The following is a 21,172-nucleotide window of genomic DNA, read 5'->3' on the forward strand; positions in this document are numbered from 1 at the left end:
AACATGACTAAAATATTGATTGTGGATGATGACCCTAATATCCGTGAACTCGTTGGACTGTTCCTGCAGAAAGAGGGTTTTGATATTTTCGAGGCAGAGGACGGAGAAGATGCTCTTAAATGTTTGGCGTCCAATAAGGTCGATTTGGCCATTCTTGACATTATGATGCCTAAGATGGATGGCTGGGAGCTTTGCCGTGAGCTTAGGGAATACTATGATTTCCCTTTGCTCATGCTCACGGCCAAAGGCGAAACAGCACAAAAGCTGAAAGGATTTGAGCTTGGGACCGACGACTACCTTGTTAAGCCTTTTGAACCAATGGAGCTTGTGGTCAGGGTAAAAGCATTGCTTAAACGTTACCGCATCTCCGTTTTGCAAATTGTCCATATAGGGAACGTTACGCTGAATCGTAAATCGCATGAAGCATCTTGTGGTGATACGCATTTGACACTTCCCTTAAAAGAATTTGACCTTCTTTTTACTTTAGCAAGCTATCCAGGCAAAACATTTTCTAGAGAACAGTTAATTGAAGATATTTGGGGATATGATTATGAGGGTGATGAACGGACAGTGGATGTTCATATCAAACGCTTGCGGCAAAGATTTTCCGGAGAACCACATGGGTTCACAATCAAAACCGTCCGGGGATTAGGATATCGGTTGGAGGCGGGTTCATGAAAATCGGGTCTAAAGTCCGCCATGTTTTGGGATTCACGTATATTCCGGCTTTGATTGTGGTGTGTTGGTCCATTGCCTTTTTCATCACCTCCGCCATTTATAATGGAGTCGGCGTAGAGCCAAATGATTTTGTCAAAGAACTTATTAACTCCCTGCTCGGGTTTGTTATTTTTTTCTGTGTCGCCATTTGTATTTCTAAATTTACCGGATTAAATCAAAAAAGATTTCTTATGTTCCAAACATTGAAGGATGCCATGCAGCAAATTGCCCGTGGGGATTTTAACGTTAATCTTAAGATTGATTCAAACAATGGTAAGAATCCTTTTGGTGACCTTGCCGAGAACATCAATCACATGGCTAGCGAGTTAAATCAAATGGAGACGATGCGCCAGGAATTTGTATCAAACGTCTCACATGAAATTCAATCCCCGCTGACCTCAATTAGCGGGTTTGCGAAAATATTGCAGAATGATGAATTAAGTCCAAGCGAGCGCAAGCATTATGCAGATATTATTGAATTGGAAAGCAGAAGGTTATCGAAGCTCAGTGATAATTTATTGAAGCTGACTTCACTCGAATCTGAGCACCATCCATTCGAACGTGTACCATATAGGCTTGACCATCAATTGCGGGAAATTGTTCTAGCGTTCGAACCCCAATGGACTGATAAGTCGATTGAAATGGATATTTCCTTGGACAAAACAGAAATCATAGCCGACCGTGAGCTGATGAATCAGGTTTGGAATAACCTGATCAATAACAGCATTAAATTCACACCTGAAGACGCGCGGATCAAGGTTGAATTACAGAAAAATGATCAAGAGGCTGTGGTCCGAATTTCAGATACAGGCATAGGCATATCAAAGGAAAATCTGGCTCATATTTTTGAACGTTTTTATAAAGCGGACAAATCACGGACACGCTCAGTTAATGGCAGCGGATTAGGACTGTCCATTGTCAAAAAAATTATCAGTATGCATAAGGGTATCATTCAGGTAGATAGTGAGCCGGGAAAGGGAACAAGAATGTCTGTTCATTTGAAGTTGACGAGAGTGGAAAGCGAGAAATAGTTAAAGGGGAGGGCCCGAATTTCCTCCCCTTTTGATTTTACCACTGGGTTATTTATTAAGCCTCACATGTTCAATTATTGCAATTCCTTCAAGGGTGTGTTAAGTTTGTAACCATAAAACCAACTATTCATAGTTTAATAGTAGGAATAAAAAATAGCCATTATAAAATGGAGTTGATCATAAATTATGGGGAGAGAGTTTATTGATTTATTTGATGTTTGGGCTGAAAAATATGATGAAACAGTAAGCGGCAATGACATTGAGTATCAAGAGGTGTTCGATAACTACGATGGTATTTTGCAGATTGTAGCGAATTTCTCTAAAGGGACTATCCTTGAATTTGGTGTAGGGACCGGTAATTTGACGGAAAAGCTTCTCTTGAATGGACATAAGGTTTTCGGTGTAGAACCTTCAAAGGGCATGAGGGATAAAGCAAAGGAAAAGTTTCCTGACTTGGACCTCTGCGATGGCGACTTTTTGACCTACCCGGCATTTAAAAAAGAAATAAATACGATTGTCAGTTCTTATGCTTTTCACCATTTGACAGACAGGGAAAAAGAGACGGCCATTCGCGCATATAGCCAACTGCTTCCTGCAGATGGTAAAATAGTATTTGCAGATACCATGTTCGACGATAAGGTAGCGAAACAGGAGATTTTGGATTGGGCAGAACAAAAGGGACACCATAACCTGTTAGCTGATCTGCAAGCAGAGTACTATCCTTTAAGGGAAACGATGGAAAAAATATTTGAAAAAAATCAATTCCACGCCGAGTTTAAGCAGCTCAACCGATTTGTTTGGCTGATATGTGCGAAAAAGGAATAAAAGGAGCATGATATGAAGATTGGCCTTATTGGAGCAATGGATGAAGAAGTTGATATTCTAAGAAATCGAATAGAAAACCTTGAAGAAAAAGAAGCAGCAGGCTGTCACTTCTATACAGGCAGGCTTTTCTCCCATGATGTCATATTATTAAAATCAGGGATCGGCAAAGTCAATGCCGCGGTTGGCACAACGCTATTAATACGGGAATACCAGCCGGACTACATCATTAATACCGGCTCAGCCGGCGGCTTTGATCAAACGCTTGCAGTCGGCGATGTTGTGATATCAACAGAGGTCCGTTACCATGATGTTGATGCGTGCGTCTTTGGCTACGAATACGGCCAGGTGCCGCAAATGCCTGCTTTTTTTCAGCCTGACCCCTTTCTCATAGACATTGCCGAAAGGGCAGCTAAAAACAATTTAGACGCAAAAGTTGTTAAAGGTTTGATCGCCACCGGTGATTCATTCATGTCGGATTCTGAGCGGGTCGCCTTTGTAAAATCGAAATTCCCTGTCTTGCAGGCAGCCGAGATGGAAGCGGGAGCCATCGCTCAAGTCTGTCATCAATTCGGCACACCGTTTGTCATCATCCGATCATTATCGGATATTGCCGGCAAGGATGCCGGGGTATCATTTGAACAATTTCTGGAAACGGCAGCGAAACATTCCGCGGGTCACATTTTATCAATGTTAAAGGAGTTGAAGGCTCATGCCTAAGAAAATGAATGTTGAAAGCTTTAACTTGGACCATACAAAAGTTAAGGCGCCATATGTCAGGCTTGTTGGCGTCACTGAAGGGACACACGGTGATAAAATTTATAAATATGATGTCCGTTTTTGCCAGCCTAATAAAGACCACATGGATATGCCTGGTTTGCATTCAATCGAGCACCTTATGGCCGAAAATATCCGCAATCATATTGATAATGTTGTCGATATTGGACCGATGGGCTGTCAAACAGGCTTCTACTTTTCATTGTTAAATAATGACAGCTATGATGATGTTTTGGATGCACTTGAAAAAACGTTAAATGATGTTTTGAATGCAACCGAAGTGCCAGCCTGTAATGAAGTGCAATGCGGCTGGGCAGCAAACCACAGTCTTGAAGGTGCACAGAAAATCGCCAAACGCATGCTCGAAAGCAAGGATGAGTGGACACAGGTTTTTGGAGAATAACAGCTGATGAATGTCTATAAAAATGTCCATGAATTAGTAGGCCAAACACCAGTGGTTGAAATCACAGCATTCCCCCTTCCTGAGGGGGTTCGTTTGTTTGCAAAGCTTGAGTTTTTCAATCCGGGAGGAAGCATCAAAGATCGGCTTGGTCAAGAACTGCTAAAATGTGCGTTAAGCAGCGGGAAAATCACTGAAGGCGGGACACTAATTGAACCGACAGCCGGAAACACCGGGATTGGCTTAGCACTCGCGGCTGTTGGCCGTAATATCGATGTGATATTCTGTGTTCCAGAAAAGTTCAGTGTCGAAAAACAGGAAATAATGAGAGCGCTTGGCGCCAAAGTCGTTAACACCCCGACGGAAGAGGGGATGAAAGGTGCAATCAAAAAGGCGAAAGCATTATTGAATGAAGTGCCAAATTCTTACTGTCCGCAACAGTTCGCCAATCCTGCTAATCCGAGGACTTATTATAAAACGCTTGGTCCTGAGATTTGGCGTCAAATGGACGGGGAAATCGATGTATTTATTGCCGGCGCGGGGACGGGCGGCACCTTTATGGGGACAGCCGAATATTTAAAAGATCAAAAGCCGGATGTTAAGACAGCCATTGTTGAACCCGAAGGATCTATTTTAAATGGAGGCAAATCTGCGCCGCATAAAACGGAGGGTATAGGGATGGAGTTTCTGCCTGATTATATGAAACCGGATTATTTTAATGCGATCTGGACCATTTCTGATGATGATGCCTTCCGCCGCGTTAAAGAGCTGGCCGAGAAAGAAGGGCTTCTTGTTGGAAGCTCTTCAGGGTCAGTGCTGCATGCTGCCCTTCTTGAAGCGAAAAATGCCAAAAAGAACACAAATATTGTCACGATTTTCCCGGATTCAAGTGATCGTTATTTAAACCAAAAAATTTATCAAGGTGGGTTATAGATGAAACCAAGAACGAAGATGATTCATGCCGGCATTACCGGTGACGAACAGACAGGGGCAGTATCTGTTCCAATTTATCAAACGAGCACATACAAACAAGATGGCATCGGAGAGCATCGCGGCTACGAATATTCCAGAACCGGCAACCCTACAAGACACGCTTTAGAAGAACTAATCAAGGATTTGGAGAACGGTGTTTCCGGATTTGCATTTGGCTCAGGTATGGCTGCAATCACATCGATCATGATGCTGTTCAATTCAGGTGATCATGTGGTGATGACTGATGATGTATATGGGGGAACCTATCGGGTGATGACCAAAGTGCTGAGTAGACTCGGCATCACATCAACGTTTGTGAATACGAGCGATCCTGATCAGGTGAAAGAAGCCATTACTGACAAAACCCGTGCAATATATATCGAAACACCGACGAATCCATTGTTAAAAATTACTGATTTAAGGAAAATGAAAGAAATAGCGAATGTTCATAATCTCCTATTGGTTGTTGACAATACGTTTAATACGCCATACTGGCAGCATCCGCTTGACCTTGGCGCAGATATTGTCCTCCACAGCGCGACAAAATATATCGGCGGCCATAGTGATGTTGTCTCAGGACTCGTTGCTGTTAACTCGGAGAAATTAGCCGAAGAGCTCCACTTTATTCAGAATTCCGCAGGCGGTGTTCTTGGACCACAGGATTCCTGGTTATTGATTCGGGGAATTAAAACGCTTGGCTTGCGAATGGAAGCGATAGAAAAGGGAGCCAAAGATGTCGCCAGTTTTCTCAGCGATCATCCCAAAGTAGAAAAGGTCTACTATCCTGGCTTGCCATCACACCCGGGTCATGATATCGCCAAAAATCAGTCTGACGGATTTGGCGGCATGATTTCATTTGACGTTGGAAGTGGTGAAGCCGCCGATCACTTGTTGAAGAAGGTTAGATATTTCACACTTGCAGAAAGCCTAGGCGCTGTAGAGAGCCTTATTTCGGTTCCAGCGAAAATGACCCATGCCTCAATTCCAAAGGATAGGCGTGACGAGCTCGGGATTGCCGACGGCCTTATCCGCATCTCAGTCGGCATTGAAGATAGCGAAGATCTCATTGCGGATCTAAAGCAGGCTTTGGAAAGATAACTTGCGGCTTTCCGCCCTTCCCATTGACAACAATTACCGGTCAGATAACCGGTCCATTCATGTTACAGTAAAATGGGAGGGGATACGAATGGATGAAAAAAAGCAAAAAGATCTGCAAGTAAAAATAACAGACAACCAGCGTTTTAGTTTAATTTTTATGTTCCTGGGAGCATTCTTATATATTGGTACGCTTGTACCATTTGATGGAAAAACGATATTTAAAAGTGAAGTGCTTATGTTTTCAAGTCTTGGTGCTATTATCATTGCACTAGTATTTTACCAGCAAATGCGTAAGGCCAAAAAAAAGCTTAATAGTTTTTAAAAGCAGGTTCCGCGAGCAGAACCTGCTTTTTAATGTCGGTTTGGAGTTAATTTTAAAAAAAGTCGATGATTTTGGGGTTAATTGGCAAAAAGGCCGTCTGCACCTCACCGTGAAGTGGATGTTAGGATTTTTATCGGACTGTTGTTCAGCTATTTGTGACAAAATGCCATATTTTATGAACATATCGGACTGTGTGGAGTTATTCGGTCATTCAAGAGGCCATTTGAGTTAATTTTTCGCAAATAACGGAACCTGGGTCCTATCACCTCAAAAAAGGGGGTCTTTTTATAGAGATAGCGGCATCTGAGTCCTATAATGAATGAGTGAAGCTTTGATTGCAATTTGTACGTTCGCCCGATTTTTTTATTTATGTGCCATGATATCTTTTATTTTATTTTGCCATTTGTTATCATCCAAGATAATTTGAAATGAGATGCGGCGATTCTTTTGTTTGGCTTCAGCGCTGTGACCTTTTGCAATCGGTTTATATTTCGAATAACCGGTCGCTGCCAAATATTTGGCGTAACGGTCCTCCTGGAGTTTGGGGTTTGCCTTTTGCAAATATTTAATGACGCTGACGGCACGATCCTCCGACAATGTCCAATTATCATATGGAACCGAATCGGTATGACCTTCGACAAGAATGATATAAATGTATTGGCTAAGTTCCTTATTATCAATAATATTAACTAACGCGTCAGCAACATTGTTCAACACATGCTTGCCTTTGCCGCTGATTTCGGCACTTGCTGTTTTAAATAAAACATCCCCTTCAACAGATATTGTATTATTTGGCCCCCGGGTAATTTTATCTTTTCCAACTTGATCTTGCAGTTTTTGATTAATGACATCGGATATATGCTTTTTAACATTAGTAACTTTAGATAGTTCACTTTTGATTTGTGTTTGATCATACGCTGTATAGATGCTTTGTACAAATGCGATGACAGTTATAAAAAGAAAAACGAGAACAACCATGGCCATCATATCGGTGAAGGAAGGCCAGTAATGTTCTTCAAGTTCAGAATCTTGGAGAAAGCGGCCGCGTTTTCTCATGAGTCAATCACCCTTGATGGCAAGGTCCGTGATGAAAGTCTGGCTGTTGTTTGACTGCTTTGTTCCAGCTGAGCAGCGATTTTGTATAAAGCGTTTTCATAGCCCTGTAAATAGCGCTGATAATCTGATTGGTATTGGTCCATGCGATGGGACAATGTTTCCACACTGCGAATGAGCTCCCGCGTATCCTGCCGTCCTGCCTCATTGGTCATCATCGACGCTTGCCTGTCATTTTGGTATTTCATTTGCTCAAGTATATCTCTTTTCACTTTTTCAAACATATTATAAAGTGATTTCTCGAGCTGATCGACGGATGTTGCGAAGTCATCTGACGCCTTAGCATAACGGCCATTCATATCTTGATGTTGGTAAAGCCAATCTTCCTGCTTGCGCGACAGCAAGCCTTCAGCATTGTCATATTTATCATGAAAGCCTTGCATTTGCTGCTCCGCTGCGCGCAAGAACTGCCGCGACAGCTCCTCAATCTTTTTATCTTCTTGATCTATATAGGCCTGCATTTGGCGGACAAGCTCTTCATTTTTCTTATTTCCGTGATCAATGAAAGCCTGTGTTTGCCTGGAAACCTCCTCTGCTTTTTTGTTTGACTGTTCGATAGAGTTCTGAGTTTGTTTGTAATATTGTTCGATCCGTTTCTGCTCCCTTTCCTGATGCTGAAAAACACGGTCAACATTTTCTTTTAGGCGTTCTATACTTGCTCCCACACCATGATTGGTTTCATCGAATTGTTTGGTTGATTGCTCAAACTTTTCACCAAAAGATTTGAGTTCTTCAGTCGAGACAGCAAAGGCATCACTATATTGCCGTTGGGATTTTAGAATTCCCTGAACGTCGTTCATTGCGCCATCAAGCTTTTCGGTGAAATTGACCATATCGTGAGCAAAATCGCCGACCGTTTCATGGAAGCTCTCATGGACTTTGTTAGCAAGCCGGTCAAGTATTTTTTCAAACGAGTCTTGCGGTTTGTCACTCATTAATTTCATTTGCAGCTGATGGTCAAGCCAAGCTTCGCATTCTGTATAAAGTTTGTTTGTTAAGTAGCTGATCGATTGGCCACCCGAGAGAAACCCGGCGTGCAATATATTCAAAAACAGAGCGGCACTAATTCCGGCAATACTTGTTATAAAAGCGAGGCTCATCCCTTTGAAGGGAGCTGTGATCGCCTGAAGGATATTATCCATGGAAAGCGAACTACTAGATGAGGCATTTCCAAGTGACAAAAGGGTTTCCTGCATTGAAAACATGGAAAGTGTTAACCCGACAAATGTCCCCATAACACCGAGAATAATGGTGAATGCGGGAAGATGCTGCAAAAGCTTGGCACAGTTGCCGATGGGCGCTTTAATAAGACCTGCAATTAAAATCCTTTCCTTTAACAAATGCTTTTCAATCAATGCCTGTGTGTTGACTTCTGTCCCTGCCAAATGATACGTTTTATATTCCTCAATGGTGTTATGCAGCCATTGTGACGGCACTGTGCGGCTGTCACCGCTAAGTGATAAAGCATTAATTTCCTCCAGCCATTTTTTGACGATAACACTGATTTGGACATGGCTGATAAAGCCTATTAAAGTAAAGAGAGCAATCAAACCGACAACAATTGTTGTGATGCTCATGATGTGCGACACCCCCATACCCTAATACATATGTCACAGCTTGTAAGACTTGATTAGAAAAAATATAAAAATTGAAAGGATGATGAACATGGATCTCGGATTATCCGGAAAGAATGCGTTAGTGATGGCTTCAAGCCAGGGATTAGGCAAAGCGATAGCCAAGGAGCTTGTTAAAGAAGGTGCGAATGTTATGATTGCCGCAAGACGCGAAGAGAGGCTTAAGGCAGTACAAGATGAGCTTAGCAGGGACGGTCAAGGAAAGGTTGCGTTCTGCCGGGCCGATGTCAAAAATGAAGAGGACTTGAGGGCTCTTGTTCAAGAAACGATCCATCAATTCGGCTCAATCGATATTCTTCTGAATAACGCTGGAGGTCCGCCAGCCGGAGGTTTTTCGGAGGTGACGGATCAGGATTGGCAGCATGCATTCGAATTAAATCTGTTAAGCTATGTCCGTATGATTCGGGAGGTCGTGCCGTCGATGAAGGAAAATGGCGGCGGTCGCATCATTAATATTACATCTTCTTCCATTAAACAGCCGATTCCAAATTTAATCCTGTCAAATACATTTAGATTAGGCATTGTAGGCATGGCAAAAACCCTAGCAGAAGAGCTTGCACCGGATAATATTCTGATTCATACTGTTGCACCGGGAAGAATTGCCACTGACAGGGTCACACACTTGGATCAGGACAAGGCTGACCGTACTGGGCGAACATTGGCGGACATTCGAGAGGAATCGGAGCAACAAATACCGCTGGGACGTTATGGACAGCCCGAAGAATTCGCGAAAGTTGTCACTTTCCTGGCATCAGATGCTTGTACATATATGACCGGCGACGCTTTCTTAATAGACGGAGGGTTGATTCGCAGCATATAAGTATTGCTTATTATTTTCATAGTCTAATTGATCAGACCGCTCCATATACTATTGGGGTGGTCTTCTCATGCATTAAAAAATGGATGCACGAAACCCTTTTTCCCACGTATATATAATCTTGCGCTTTGTATTAAGCCGAAAGATTGACATTAAGAAGGGAGCCTGATATATGGAAGTGTTATCCTATTCAGATGAAAAGAAGTTAAGGTCCAAATCACAAATGTATAATCAACAAGTGAGTGAACGCGACGGGAAACGAATCCTTCATATTCATTTGTTTGCCTTTACGATCACTCTTACATTAAATAAAAAAAGGATGACTATGGAAGAATATGATGATCAAAAGCGTGTCAAGAAAATTCGGGAGGATCTGCTTAGCAAGCATGCACAACATATCCCGTTCCAATAGAAATTAAATTTTAGAAAGAGTAAAAAAAGAGGTTTACAAAGAAAAAAATCCCATATATAATCATTAGTGTACTTGAAAAAGAAAAGGAGGACTCGAGTGTCATGATGAAAAATAACAGCAAGACCACAACAGCAATTAAATATTCTAATCACCACTCGGCCTCGCGGATGATGCTACACTGCAGTTGATCACATTGATATGAACTGACACAGCCATCGCAGGCCAGTATAGCCTGCGGTTTTTTTATGCCTTCTGATATTCTTTGCTTTCGAGCAAAGGCTATGGGTATGATATGTTTTATACAAAACCACCAGGCTATGACGGCCCGGTGGTTTTTGTTTTACAAAGGGGTATAAGGAAGGATGGTTTGATGACAAACCTGATGTCCTTTATATAAATAAATTTGATATAAGGAGGTACATTTTTATGGCTTTATTACCGTTATCAGGGAGCAATTGGTTCGAGGAGGAGACAAATTTTTTATGAAGGGAACCGAAAAAAGAAGGGAGGGAAACGCATGTTAAAAATGAATCTTTTCGTTTTTACTCTCACAGTATCGTTAAAAAAGAGAAAAATGACGATGTCGGAATATGAAGATAAAATGCGTATCAAAGAACTCAGAGAAGATATAATAACACGCCGCATAGAAAATAACCGATTTTTATAAGGGCAAAGGAAACTTGGATTGCCGCCAAGTTTCCTTTATCTGACTTTTTTTATTAAGCACCGGTTGTCGCTGTTTCTTTTTCAACCAACTGATCTTGAGGGCCGAAGAATTCGAAATGGATGTTTTCATCTTCAATTTCCCAATGTTTTAAAATAGTGTATATTGCTTTCATAAAAGGCTTTGGCCCGCAGAAATAATAATCAGCGTTTTTATCAATGATGACTTGAGCAAGCCATTCACCATCAATATAGCCTGTTTTTGCATATAAGCATCGTTCTTGATCAGATTCAGTCGGAGCTTCATAGCAAAAGAAGGTCTGCAGATTTTTATGCTGTTGATCAAGTTTAACAACATCCTTTGCAAAGGCATGGGTTGTTCCGTTGACAGCCGCGTGAACCCAAGTGATGTTACGTTCGGGCGTTTGATTTACCGCTTGTTTTAACATGCTCATCATAGGTGTTTGCCCAACGCCGCCACTGATTAAGACTAGCGGTTTGTCTGGAGTATGGTCCAAGGTAAAATCGCCGGCTGGCGCGCTGATTTGCAATACATCACCAACCTTTACAGACTCATGAAGATAATTGGTTACTACACCTTCAGGAAATGGATCCCGTGCATCCTCACGTTTGACACTAATGCGAAAATAACCTGTTCCGGGAGCATCGGAAAGGCTGTACTGGCGGATGTGTGTATATTTTTCACCGGGGATATCCAATTTAATACTTATATACTGGCCGGCTTCAAATTCCGGCAGCTCTTGCCCGTTAACCGGTTTTAGATAAAAAGAAGTAATCACGCTGCTTTCCTCCACTTTCCGGTCAACTTTAAAAGGCAAGTAGCCGTTCCAGCCATGACGATTCTTCACTTCCTCACGCAACGCATCTTCAATGGCAATGAATACTTTGGCAATCTCCCCGTAGGCGATCTCCCAGGCCTGCATAATCTCATCCGTCGCCGCATCACCAAGAACATCTTTTATAGCCCATAACAGATTTTCTCCAACGATCGGATAATGCTCAGGCTTGACACCGATGCTGCGGTGTTTATGCGCGATTCCTTTGACTGATCCTAATATAGCTTCAAGCTTGTCAATATGCTTGGCGGCTGCCAGAACGGCTTGAGCCAATGCTCTCTGTTGTTTTTGTTGTTTTTGATGTGTTTGATTAAAGACATTATATAGTTCAGGGTGTTCACTGAATAGATGATTATAGAAGCTGACTGTAATAGCATCACCTTTTTCCTCTAATACAGGCACAGTGGCTTTGACGATATCAATTGTTTGTTGATCCATATTACTACCCCCTTGTTTTTACATTTTTATTATAATCCTAAAAGGTGTATTTAAAATACACCTTTTGTGTCGTTTTATTGAATCTTGCCGTTCAGTCTTATATGTAGGCAAAAGAAGCTGCAATCGGATATACTACCAGTGAGAACAATTAGGAGAAGGATGATAATGAGACTAACGAGCTATACAGATTATTCCATTCGTGTCTTGATTACTCTTGGTGCTTTGCCTGAGAAAGAAAAAATCAGCATACAAGAAATTGCTGACGCATTTAAAATATCGAAAAACCATTTAAAAAAAGTTATCCACAAATTGGGGCAGCTTGGTCTTGTTCATACAACAAGAGGAAGAAGCGGGGGAATCAGATTGGCAAAATTGCCTAAGGACATTAATATTGGCTGGGTTGTACGCCACACGGAAGATGATTTTCACATTGTCGAATGCTTTGATGCCGGACGTGATGCCTGTATCATCAGTCCGGTATGCCGTGCCAAATCCATGTTTGCTGAAGCATTGCACCATTATTTGCAGACACTTGACCACTACTCGCTTGCAGATGTGATCACAAACAAAGAACAGTTAGCAAACCAGATAGAGAGGAAAGGGCCAGACCCGGGCCTTTAGTCCCGGGTCTGGCCTTTACGCCTCTGTCTTCGCCAGGCTCGCCAATCGGCAAGTTTTCTTTAGCGCGACTTCTTATAAGGCTGCCGGTAAAACTCATTAAAAAGCTTCATTAACGCTCTCTTTTCTATCCTGGAAACATAGCTTCGCGATATATTGAGCTTCTTGGCAATTTCCCTTTGAGTCAGTTCTTTTCGATTGTCTAAACCAAAACGGGCAATCACAACTTCTTTTTCCCTGTCATCGAGGATGTGCAGGTATTCATACACTTTCCTTTTTTCCATATTTAATGTTATTTCTTCGACGACATCCTTATTTTTGGATTTTAGGACATCGATGAGGGAGATCTCATTTCCCTCTTTATCCTGACCGATGGGATCGTTTAATGACACATCTTTTCTTGTCTTTTTGAGCCCTCTTAAATGCATCAGAATCTCATTTTCAATGCATCTTGCCGCATATGTCGCGAGTTTCGTTCCTTTTCCCGGGGAATAGCTTTCTATCGCTTTGATCAACCCGATGGTGCCAATAGAGATAAGATCTTCACTATCTTCTTTTGTGTTTTCAAACTTTTTTACGATGTGTGCAACGAGCCTGAGATTATGCTCAATCAAACGGTTCCGTGCATCAGGGTCTCCTTCAGCCATTTTTTCCAGGCACTGCCGTTCTTCCTCTTCTGGAAGCGGTTGTGGAAAAGCATTGTTCCTAACGTATGATACGAAAAGCCAGAATTCCTTCAATAAGTATGCCATGCCGCCAATTAAGGATAACACCCTTTCCACCTCCAATTGGGCTCACATCTCTCTTTATTACTATGTGAAGAGGTGGGTGATCGTGTCTGTCCTGGTTATGTTTTTTGTATTTGGGGCCAGAAACAAGACCCGGCCCTTTTTCTTACATAATAAACGATGCTCCGGCGAATAGCAGAGCGGTAATTCCGGCCGCGATTAGGGCCGGCACAAGCTTGGAACGGGCGTATTTCATAACAGGGAGATCCATGATCGTACAGAGTGTAACCGTGTTGTCACTAAGCGGCGAAGCAAAGGCTCCAAAGGTTCCGCTGGCGAAAACGGCACCGATAACTAATAAGAGATTTGAACCCGATTGATGGGCTAGCATAATACCTAAAGGCATCAGCAAACCCCATGTTCCCCAAGACGATCCGATAAAATAGGATATAAGAGCACCGAGGAGGAACAGTACGGGAGCAACAAGCATGCTTGGAATCCAGCCCTTAACATGATCCGTAATATATTGTGAAAAGCCGAGGTCTTCGGAAACTGCCGATACGCCCCAAATTAATGTTAACAAGACTATAACTGACATGAGCTGGTTACCGCCATTAACGAAGTGGGTCACGATTTTCGATACAGCAAATTTTTGGAACATGAAGAATACAATGGTCAGAATGAGTGTAATAAGCAGAGCCTCAAGCATCACACCCAGTGCATCGCTTTTGATAAAGGCACCGAAGAAGCTGTTGGCTTTATTATGGCCGTCCCACCAGCTGAGAAAGAGTGTTAAAAGCAGGACCACTATAATCGGAAGAATCAAATTCCATGGGCGTGAAGGCGTTTCCTCATCATAGCCTTTCTTTACATCTTGCAGATCCTCTTCACCTTGCTTTTCATTAGGATTTCCATGCTGCTCCATGTGCTTTTGGTTGGCAATATCCGCTGAATCAAGATGTCTTGAATACTCTTCATTAAAATTTTGCTGATTTTGATCCATTGATTGGATAACATGTCCTTGATCACCGTCGTGCAAAAATGTGTCGGGAACAATACCTGGAAACGCTGGTTCGTCCCTATCAGCCGACATTGTTGTCTGGGGATTAAGCTGCGTTTCTCCAGTACCCTGCTCCTTATTTTCTCCCTGCGCATTTTTCTTTGCCATCGTTGGGTCAGGCAAAGGAGAGGGCACGGGTTTGTTTTTTTCTTTGGACGTCTCTTTGGACGCCTTTTGATCCCCTGTGTCATGATCTGCCGCAGCCTGTGATAATTCCGTTTCTTTATCATGCTTTTTATGCATAAAAAAGGTGTAATATAGTCCAACTAACACAATGACGAAAGAGAAAAAATTAAAAGGGATACTTTCCACATACGTTTTATATGGCGCCCTGTGAATGCCAGCGTGCTGAAGTGATGTTCCAATGACTGTCACCATATATCCCACGAAGCCTGTAGCAATAGGAACTAGCGCTACAATTGGGTTTGATGTGACTTCAATCACGATGCCGATTCGACGGGATGACATGTTCAAACGGTTTTTTAATGCTTTCATAATCGGTGCAATCGTCACGATGCGGAAATCCGGATCGCTGAATGTCGCCATGGTGGAAACCCAAGTTAATATCATAGCGCTTTTTTTAGTTTTCACCTTATCGCTGACAAGTTCAACAAACCCTTTGATACCGCCTGCCATTTTAACCATATTAATTAGCCCGGCAAACATATAGAGAAAGAGTATGATTCTAATATTGTTGGACTTTACCGTATTATCGACAACGTAAGTTAGGGCTTGTTTGATACCGCCGAGCAAGGATGGTTCAACAAGATAACTCCCCAAAATTAAAGCAACAAATAAGCCCGGTTGAACCTGTTTTGTAAAAATAGAGATGGGAATGACGACAAGAAAGGGCAACAATGATAACCAAGATCCATGCACAATAATCACCTGCTTTATTAGTTCGTGTGCACTTAGTCTTGTATAAAAAAAGGTAAAATATGTACCGGTTTTTAGAAAAAGCTTGGCAGAAGCCCAAATTTAATAGTCAGCTCCCTTATTCCGCGTTAGCCCGGTCAACTACAGCTTATGGTCATATATTAATCTTGAACCGATAATTAAAGGAGCTGATATGAATGAGCTATGCTGGTGGCGGCGGATATGGAGCAGGATTTGCCTTAATCGTTGTTCTATTTATCCTTTTGATTATTGTTGGTGCTGCTTACGTTTACTAAATACAAAGAGACCCCTTCCTTGTTCGGAAGGGGTTTTTTAGTTAATAAGTTTTTAGTTAATAAGAAAGTATAAACTTTCTAACGCACATAAGGGCAACTAAGACTTTCGCCATTAAAGGTGCGGGCGTAAGCCAAGTTTTCTTTACATCTGTAATGGCACCAGGTATCTTAGATAAATATAAACCGTTGATATAATCAACGCCACAATGGTTAAAGGAGCACCTATTTTTAAGAAATCCATATATGAAAACCCATGGCCTTCACGGTTGGCAAGACCCGCAACAATAACGTTAGCCGATGCCCCAATTAATGTCATATTGCCGCCAAGACACGCTCCTAAGGATAAAGACCACCATAAAGCATTTATTTGCGGGGAATCCGGAGACAAATGCATACCTTCAGCCATATCTTGTATTAGCGGGATCATGGTTGCAACATACGGAATATTGTCGATCGTTCCCGAAGCGATACCCGAAACCCAAAGTATCAAAAGGGATGCAATGGTAATATCGCCACCGGTTAAATCAAGAGCTTTCTTTGCCAGTGATTCAATGATTCCCGCATCAACAAGACCGCCGACAAGGGTAAAGAGTCCGGCAAAAAAGAAAATGGTCACCCATTCAACGGAAGATAAAATCTCATCAATATCGTTCTCCTTTACACCAATTAATAGTAGAAGTGTGGCTCCGGATATTGCCACCGTTGCTGCTTCCAGATGAGGGACAAGGGAGTGAAGAATAAACCCCAATATTGTTAGTCCGAGGACGATCAAAGATTTTATCATAAGCTTTCGGTCTTTAATAAATTCGTTTTCATCGATAGCCATTAATTCTTTTTTCTTATCCTCATTTACTTTAAGATGTTTTCTGTACATAAAATACAGAATCAATAAAGTCACAAAACCAATAATAATAATGACAGGTGCTAGATTCAATAGGAATGTATTAAAGGTCAAATGCTTATTCGCCGACCCAATCATTATGTTGGGCGGGTCGCCGATCAATGTCGCTGTGCCGCCGATATTAGAAAATAACACTTCAGAAATAAGAAAAGGAAAAGGTTTAACCCCCAAGATACGAGTAATTGAAAATGTGACTGGGACGACCAGTAAGACCGTTGTGACGTTGTCTAAGAAAGCCGAAGCCACAGCGGTTAAAATAGAAAGTATAATCAGAATTTTCACCGGTTCACCTTTTACTAACTTGGCCGCTTTGACCGAGGCATATTGAAATATTCCCGTCTTATTCGTAATGTTAACTAAAATCATCATGCCTATGAGTAAAGTGATCGTATTCCACTCGATGTGCTCTGTAAATGCTGTATGGAGATCAACAATGCCAAACAGCACCATTAAAGCGGCACCGGCGAGAGCGATGACTGCCCGGTTTATTTTTTCAGTGATAATAATCGCGTAGGTTACAAGAAAAATGATTACAGCGATGGTTGCCTGCATCGAAATATGCTCCTTTTATAGTGTTTTTCCGCTTATTTCTCGGTTATTTGGTTCAGTGACTTTAGCTTTTGGATTTGCTTAACTTTATTACCATCAACAGGGCATGTCAGTTTGGTAATGTCAGCGCTTAAATCGCCGATGTAAAATTGAAAACCGCATGTGTCACATTCGAGCTGAAGCATTCGATCAATAAAAATGTCGTTGGCTTGAACCTTAGGCTCTTCGGTATCAATTAATTCCGTATGCATGTCAGCTTCACTGTCATCATCAGCTATCATTTTACCCGTGATATCATGCTTCGTCCTCCAGCTTGAATCTAAGGAAAATTCCTCAAGTTCACTATGGGAAGCATTTTTAAATATTTTCTTGGCCAAGGCCATTAACTGTTCATTGGTCAATTCCCGATAGGATTTCCCTTTGTTATGTCTTGCCCATGCGCCTTTAAGCTGTGCTTCTGTAAAAACATATTTTTCAAGTTTGTGTATAATCACATTCTTCAAGTGTTCCACCCCCAGTTAATATGTACCCAAACTCATTTTACATTATTTCTTGTTTCAATTAAAACATTAATAAAAAAACGAGCGAATTCGCTCGTTTTTTAAATGATTTTTTTTACCCTTCCGTCAAGGGCTCTTCTATGAATTTCCTGCTCAATTAAGCGAATAAACTCCTTGCTTAATTGCAGCTCCCGTGCCTTTAAGTAAGATTCAATAAGGAGATCATCTGACAGCTTTTCCATTTGACGGCCGTGTATCCGGCGTCACACCTCCTTTGATAAAAGAAAACTTGTCCATTATAATTAAAAACGCTGTGTCGCATTATAGTGTCTTAAATAACTTGTTTGTTTCGATAAATTGAATGTTACCATGAAGTACACTTAAGAACAACCGTTCTGATATCCACAGTTGCAAGTGGATATCTTGTTGACAGGTTGTTTATAACTTCGGAAAAGGTTGATGTACAAATGTGGGTATTGTGCATAAGGTTATCCACAGGTGAGAATCTCTGTCAATATTTGTCGAACGTTTTTTAGTCTTATTATCTCTGGTTAATCATAGAATGGTTTTTTTAAAAATAATGGGAAGTCCTATCCCTGTTATATTTTGTCGAATTATAATGGAGCAATTTAAAGAGGTTTATTGGTTAGTTTCTCTAAAATTTGATAAAAAGTGTTGTGAAAGCACGGGCACTTGGTAAAATAAACATGTTGTGGGAAAATAGAAGTCGAAGAGAAGATATGAGGTGTTTTTTATTGTTAAAGCATTTTTTGCCAAATGAGCATGCAAATAGAATTCTTGATATCCGTCCAGAAATCTTGGCTGAACGCGGTATCAAGGGCATCATCACCGACCTAGATAATACACTTGTCGCCTGGGACAGTCCTGAAGCTACTCCCGAGCTGCAAATATGGTTTGAGGAAATGAGACAAGAGGGAATTAAGGTCACTATTGTATCCAATAATAACGAAGCAAGAGTTAGAGACTTCTCTAACCCGATTGACACGCCTTATATATATAAAGCGAGAAAACCGATGACGAAAGCTTTCAAAAAAGCGATCAAAGATATGGGATTGAAGCGTGAAGAAATCGTTGTCATTGGTGATCAGCTATTAACTGATGTCCTTGGAGGCAACAGGCTCGGTGTTTATACGATATTAGTCGTACCCGTTGCTAAATCGGACGGTTGGGCAACAAAATTCAATAGAAAAATGGAGAGGTATCTTCTATCAGCCATGAAAAGAAAAGGCTGGGTTGATTGGGAGGATTAAGACAATGACAGAAAAAATAGTATGCGCCGGCTGCGGTGTGCCAATTCAAACGGAGGATAAAGAAAATATTGGGTTCGCTCCTCCGTCTGCATTAAAGAGAGATGTGATTATTTGTCAGCGGTGTTTCCGGCTAAAACATTATAACGAAATTCAAGATGTATCAATGACGGATGATGACTTTCTAAAACTGTTGTCGGAAATTGGAAAAACTGACTCATTGGTTGTTAAAATCGTTGACATATTTGATTTCAATGGCAGCTGGGTACCGGGTCTCCACCGTTTTGTCGGGGACAATGACATTTTGCTTGTAGGAAATAAAGTGGATCTGCTGCCTAAATCAACAAATCATAATAAGCTCATCAATTGGATGAAGCAATCGGCAAAAGAGCTTGGGCTAAAACCCATTGACACGCTGTTGATGAGCGCGGAAAAAGGGATTGGCATTGAGGAAGTGGCTGATGCCATCGATGACTATCGCGAAGGAAAAGATGTTTATGTTGTAGGTTGTACAAATGTAGGTAAATCAACCTTTATTAATCAACTGATAAAACAATTCGGCGGGGGAGGGGAACAGTTAACCATCACAACATCACAATTTCCAGGAACAACATTGAATTTCATTGATATTCCTCTTGATGAAGAACAAATCTTATATGACACACCCGGCATTGTTAATCATCATCAAGCTGCACATTTTATTAGTAAGAAAGATTATAAATTGGTCATGCCGCGGAAGGAAGTCAAGCCTAAAGTTTACCAGATAAACGAAGATCAAACCTTGTTTTTGGGTGGGCTCGCGCGGCTTGATTACCTTAATGGAGGAAGGCGTTCGGTTGTTTGTTATGTTTCCAATGATATGTATATTCACCGTACAAAGCAGGAAAAAGCCGACGAATTATATCAGACACAATTTGGAAAACTTCTTGCTCCGCCGAGCGATTATAAAGGTGAAGTGCCCAAACTGAAACGCTATGATTTTTCAGTTAAAGATAAAGAGATGGACATTGTATTTTCAGGATTGGGCTGGATAACGATAAAGGGCACAGGGGCGAAGCTCAGCGCTTATGCACCGGAAGATATCGGTGTGACGATTCGCCCATCAATTATTAGTTAATCATAAAGTTTCTTAAAGGGTGAGTGAATGAATCAGCTATTAGGGGTTATTGGTGATCCAATCGAACACAGTCTTTCACCGGCGATGCATAGTTTTTGGTATAAAAAGTATGGATTGTCCCACCATTATCATGCTTTTAAAGTCATGTCAGCAGATTTAAAAAAGGCAGTAGCGGGGTTTAGGGCGCTAGGGATAAAAGGTTTTAATGTCACAATTCCCCATAAAATTAACATTATCCCATTATTAGATGACATTGATGAAGAAGCACGGCTGCTTGGTGCGGTTAATACGGTTGCGTATGCCGATAACAAGCTTATCGGCTACAATACAGATGGGTTAGGTTTTCTTCATAGTCTTAAGGAGGCTTTTCCGGAAGTTCTTAAAAGGAAGCCTAATATTCTCATTCTCGGAGCGGGCGGGGCCGCGCGAGCCGTTGGATTAACGTTGGCCAAGCATACAGGAGGGCGGATTGATTTTGCTAATCGAACGGTATCAAAAGCTGAAGATCTCAGCGCCTCCTGCCTGCGATTTGGAGAATCCGCTGTTAAAACATTGACGGAAGCAGAGGAAGTGCTTCATTGTTACGACCTTATTATTAATGCGACATCGGTTGGTCTCGCTCCAAGAAGTGATCAGACCCCGATTAAACTTACGAATTGCAGCAGCAACACCGTTATTGCCGATCTTATTTACAAGCCGCTGACAACGAAATGGCTTCGTGAGGGGCGGGCTATGGGACTGCAAACATTGAACGGCCTGCCAATGTTAATGTACCAAGGGGCTCTGGCGTTCGAACATTGGTTCGGCTATCTTCCCGAAACACAGGATATATTAACCTATTTAGAACAGACACTGGAGGTTAGCCATGCTGACAAATAAGCAGAAAAGATTTTTACAAAGAGAGGCGCATCATCTTAAACCCATTTTCCAAATTGGCAAATCAGGTCTTCATGAAACAATGGTTCATGAAGTAAATGCTGCGCTTGAAGCAAGGGAGCTAATCAAGATCAACCTCTTGCAAAATACAATGGAAGACGTTCGCGAAGCCGGCATACAGCTAGCTGAGGGGACAGGCGCTGAGGTTGTTCAAGTTATAGGCAGTACCATTATTCTTTATAAAGAATCTAATGAAAACAAGAAAATTGAGCTGCCGAAAAAGTAAGTCAGAAAGTATATAGAGGAGAAC

Annotated in this window: 25 protein-coding genes; 17 read left to right on the top strand and 8 right to left on the bottom strand. The window is 41.6% G+C overall.

All coding sequences use genetic code 11. The annotated features are described in order from the left end of the window. The first annotated feature begins 3 nt into the window (after positions 1 to 3). The 8 genes from EV207_RS01290 to EV207_RS01325 all read left to right on the top strand — a co-directional run bounded on the left by EV207_RS01290 (position 4) and on the right by EV207_RS01325 (position 6,139). The gene (locus tag EV207_RS01290) at positions 4 to 678 is read left to right on the top strand and encodes a response regulator transcription factor (RefSeq protein WP_132742817.1); all 675 of its coding nucleotides are present in this window, start codon (positions 4 to 6) and stop codon (positions 676 to 678) included. Continuing rightward, positions 675 to 1,748: a HAMP domain-containing sensor histidine kinase gene (locus tag EV207_RS01295; RefSeq protein WP_132742819.1), complete on the top strand. Its 1,074-nt coding sequence runs from the start codon at positions 675 to 677 to the stop codon at positions 1,746 to 1,748. The genes EV207_RS01290 and EV207_RS01295 overlap by 4 nt, the downstream gene beginning before the upstream one ends. 186 nt (positions 1,749 to 1,934) lie before the next feature. Next, on the top strand, positions 1,935 to 2,573 hold the full coding sequence (locus EV207_RS01300; RefSeq protein ID WP_132742821.1) for a class I SAM-dependent DNA methyltransferase: 639 nt from the start codon (positions 1,935 to 1,937) through the stop codon (positions 2,571 to 2,573). A 12-nt stretch (positions 2,574 to 2,585) separates the two neighbouring features. Continuing rightward, entirely contained in the window at positions 2,586 to 3,290 is a 705-nt protein-coding gene (gene mtnN, locus EV207_RS01305) for a 5'-methylthioadenosine/S-adenosylhomocysteine nucleosidase (protein WP_132742822.1), read from the top strand. Further along, entirely contained in the window at positions 3,283 to 3,750 is a 468-nt protein-coding gene (locus EV207_RS01310) for an S-ribosylhomocysteine lyase (RefSeq protein WP_132742824.1), read from the top strand. The genes mtnN and EV207_RS01310 overlap by 8 nt, the downstream gene beginning before the upstream one ends. Positions 3,751 to 3,756: 6 nt before the next feature. Then, positions 3,757 to 4,680, top strand: a complete 924-nt coding sequence (locus tag EV207_RS01315; protein WP_132742826.1) for a PLP-dependent cysteine synthase family protein — start codon at positions 3,757 to 3,759, stop codon at positions 4,678 to 4,680. Then, the gene (locus EV207_RS01320; RefSeq protein WP_132742828.1) at positions 4,681 to 5,817 is read left to right on the top strand and encodes a bifunctional cystathionine gamma-lyase/homocysteine desulfhydrase; all 1,137 of its coding nucleotides are present in this window, start codon (positions 4,681 to 4,683) and stop codon (positions 5,815 to 5,817) included. Between the two features lie 88 nt (positions 5,818 to 5,905). Beyond that, complete coding sequence (locus tag EV207_RS01325) at positions 5,906 to 6,139, top strand: YrhC family protein (RefSeq protein ID WP_132742830.1); 234 nt, start codon at positions 5,906 to 5,908, stop codon at positions 6,137 to 6,139. Between the two features lie 363 nt (positions 6,140 to 6,502). Here the strand turns inward: EV207_RS01325 and EV207_RS01330 are convergent, their stop codons facing one another. Both EV207_RS01330 and EV207_RS01335 read right to left on the bottom strand, forming a co-directional pair. Beyond that, complete coding sequence (locus EV207_RS01330) at positions 6,503 to 7,195, bottom strand: OmpA/MotB family protein (protein WP_132742832.1); 693 nt, start codon at positions 7,193 to 7,195, stop codon at positions 6,503 to 6,505. Further along, a complete protein-coding gene (locus EV207_RS01335; RefSeq protein ID WP_132742834.1) occupies positions 7,192 to 8,829 on the bottom strand; it encodes a hypothetical protein in 1,638 nt (545 codons plus the stop codon). Before EV207_RS01335 ends, EV207_RS01330 begins: the two co-directional genes overlap by 4 nt. An 88-nt stretch (positions 8,830 to 8,917) precedes the next feature. On the opposite strand from EV207_RS01335, the gene EV207_RS01340 reads away from it, so the two are divergent. The 3 genes from EV207_RS01340 (at position 8,918) to EV207_RS01350 (ending at position 10,782) form a co-directional block, all read left to right on the top strand. Then, positions 8,918 to 9,706 carry an SDR family oxidoreductase gene (locus EV207_RS01340; RefSeq protein ID WP_132742836.1) on the top strand — a complete coding sequence of 263 codons (789 nt, stop codon included), beginning with the start codon at positions 8,918 to 8,920 and terminating at the stop codon, positions 9,704 to 9,706. 169 nt (positions 9,707 to 9,875) lie between these two features. Further along, positions 9,876 to 10,115 carry a YrzI family small protein gene (locus EV207_RS01345; RefSeq protein ID WP_132742838.1) on the top strand — a complete coding sequence of 80 codons (240 nt, stop codon included), beginning with the start codon at positions 9,876 to 9,878 and terminating at the stop codon, positions 10,113 to 10,115. Positions 10,116 to 10,632: 517 nt separating this feature from the next. Beyond that, complete coding sequence (locus tag EV207_RS01350) at positions 10,633 to 10,782, top strand: YrzI family small protein (RefSeq protein ID WP_132742840.1); 150 nt, start codon at positions 10,633 to 10,635, stop codon at positions 10,780 to 10,782. A 52-nt stretch (positions 10,783 to 10,834) separates the two neighbouring features. Here EV207_RS01350 and hmpA read toward each other — a convergent pair whose 3' ends face one another. After that, positions 10,835 to 12,073, bottom strand: a complete 1,239-nt coding sequence (gene hmpA / locus EV207_RS01355; RefSeq protein WP_132742842.1) for an NO-inducible flavohemoprotein — start codon at positions 12,071 to 12,073, stop codon at positions 10,835 to 10,837. Between the two features lie 165 nt (positions 12,074 to 12,238). Between hmpA and EV207_RS01360 the strand changes: the two genes are divergently transcribed. Then, positions 12,239 to 12,694 (top strand): RrF2 family transcriptional regulator, encoded by a 456-nt coding sequence (locus EV207_RS01360; RefSeq protein WP_132742844.1) that lies wholly within the window; start codon positions 12,239 to 12,241, stop codon positions 12,692 to 12,694. Positions 12,695 to 12,753: 59 nt separating this feature from the next. On the opposite strand, the gene sigK is transcribed toward EV207_RS01360, so the two are convergent. After that, positions 12,754 to 13,443, bottom strand: a complete 690-nt coding sequence (sigK, locus tag EV207_RS01365; RefSeq protein WP_424511332.1) for an RNA polymerase sporulation sigma factor SigK — start codon at positions 13,441 to 13,443, stop codon at positions 12,754 to 12,756. A 142-nt stretch (positions 13,444 to 13,585) separates the two neighbouring features. Then, positions 13,586 to 15,358, bottom strand: a complete 1,773-nt coding sequence (locus EV207_RS23340) for a Na+/H+ antiporter NhaC family protein (protein ID WP_243646903.1) — start codon at positions 15,356 to 15,358, stop codon at positions 13,586 to 13,588. A 194-nt stretch (positions 15,359 to 15,552) separates the two neighbouring features. Between EV207_RS23340 and EV207_RS01380 the strand changes: the two genes are divergently transcribed. Beyond that, positions 15,553 to 15,651, top strand: coding sequence for a YjcZ family sporulation protein (locus EV207_RS01380; RefSeq protein WP_132742848.1), 99 nt, complete (start codon positions 15,553 to 15,555; stop codon positions 15,649 to 15,651). A gap of 142 nt (positions 15,652 to 15,793) precedes the next feature. On the opposite strand, the gene EV207_RS01385 is transcribed toward EV207_RS01380, so the two are convergent. From EV207_RS01385 to sda, 3 genes are all read right to left on the bottom strand, one after another. After that, entirely contained in the window at positions 15,794 to 17,104 is a 1,311-nt protein-coding gene (locus EV207_RS01385) for an ArsB/NhaD family transporter (RefSeq protein WP_132742850.1), read from the bottom strand. A 32-nt stretch (positions 17,105 to 17,136) separates the two neighbouring features. After that, positions 17,137 to 17,604, bottom strand: coding sequence for a hypothetical protein (locus tag EV207_RS01390; RefSeq protein WP_207902899.1), 468 nt, complete (start codon positions 17,602 to 17,604; stop codon positions 17,137 to 17,139). Between the two features lie 98 nt (positions 17,605 to 17,702). Further along, a complete protein-coding gene (gene sda / locus EV207_RS01395) occupies positions 17,703 to 17,843 on the bottom strand; it encodes a sporulation histidine kinase inhibitor Sda (RefSeq protein ID WP_132742852.1) in 141 nt (46 codons plus the stop codon). A gap of 498 nt (positions 17,844 to 18,341) precedes the next feature. Between sda and EV207_RS01400 the strand changes: the two genes are divergently transcribed. From EV207_RS01400 to yhbY, 4 genes are read left to right on the top strand one after another with little or no spacing between them, the layout of a single operon-like run. Continuing rightward, positions 18,342 to 18,872 (top strand): YqeG family HAD IIIA-type phosphatase, encoded by a 531-nt coding sequence (locus EV207_RS01400; protein WP_207902900.1) that lies wholly within the window; start codon positions 18,342 to 18,344, stop codon positions 18,870 to 18,872. Between the two features lie 4 nt (positions 18,873 to 18,876). Beyond that, positions 18,877 to 19,986 carry a ribosome biogenesis GTPase YqeH gene (yqeH, locus tag EV207_RS01405; RefSeq protein ID WP_132742856.1) on the top strand — a complete coding sequence of 370 codons (1,110 nt, stop codon included), beginning with the start codon at positions 18,877 to 18,879 and terminating at the stop codon, positions 19,984 to 19,986. Between the two features lie 27 nt (positions 19,987 to 20,013). Next, a complete protein-coding gene (aroE, locus tag EV207_RS01410; protein ID WP_132742858.1) occupies positions 20,014 to 20,865 on the top strand; it encodes a shikimate dehydrogenase in 852 nt (283 codons plus the stop codon). Continuing rightward, positions 20,852 to 21,148 carry a ribosome assembly RNA-binding protein YhbY gene (gene yhbY, locus EV207_RS01415; protein ID WP_132742860.1) on the top strand — a complete coding sequence of 99 codons (297 nt, stop codon included), beginning with the start codon at positions 20,852 to 20,854 and terminating at the stop codon, positions 21,146 to 21,148. Before aroE ends, yhbY begins: the two co-directional genes overlap by 14 nt. Positions 21,149 to 21,172: the final 24 nt, after the last annotated feature.

The organism is Scopulibacillus darangshiensis (assembly GCF_004341035.1).
GTDB lineage: Bacteria > Bacillota > Bacilli > Bacillales > Sporolactobacillaceae > Scopulibacillus > Scopulibacillus darangshiensis.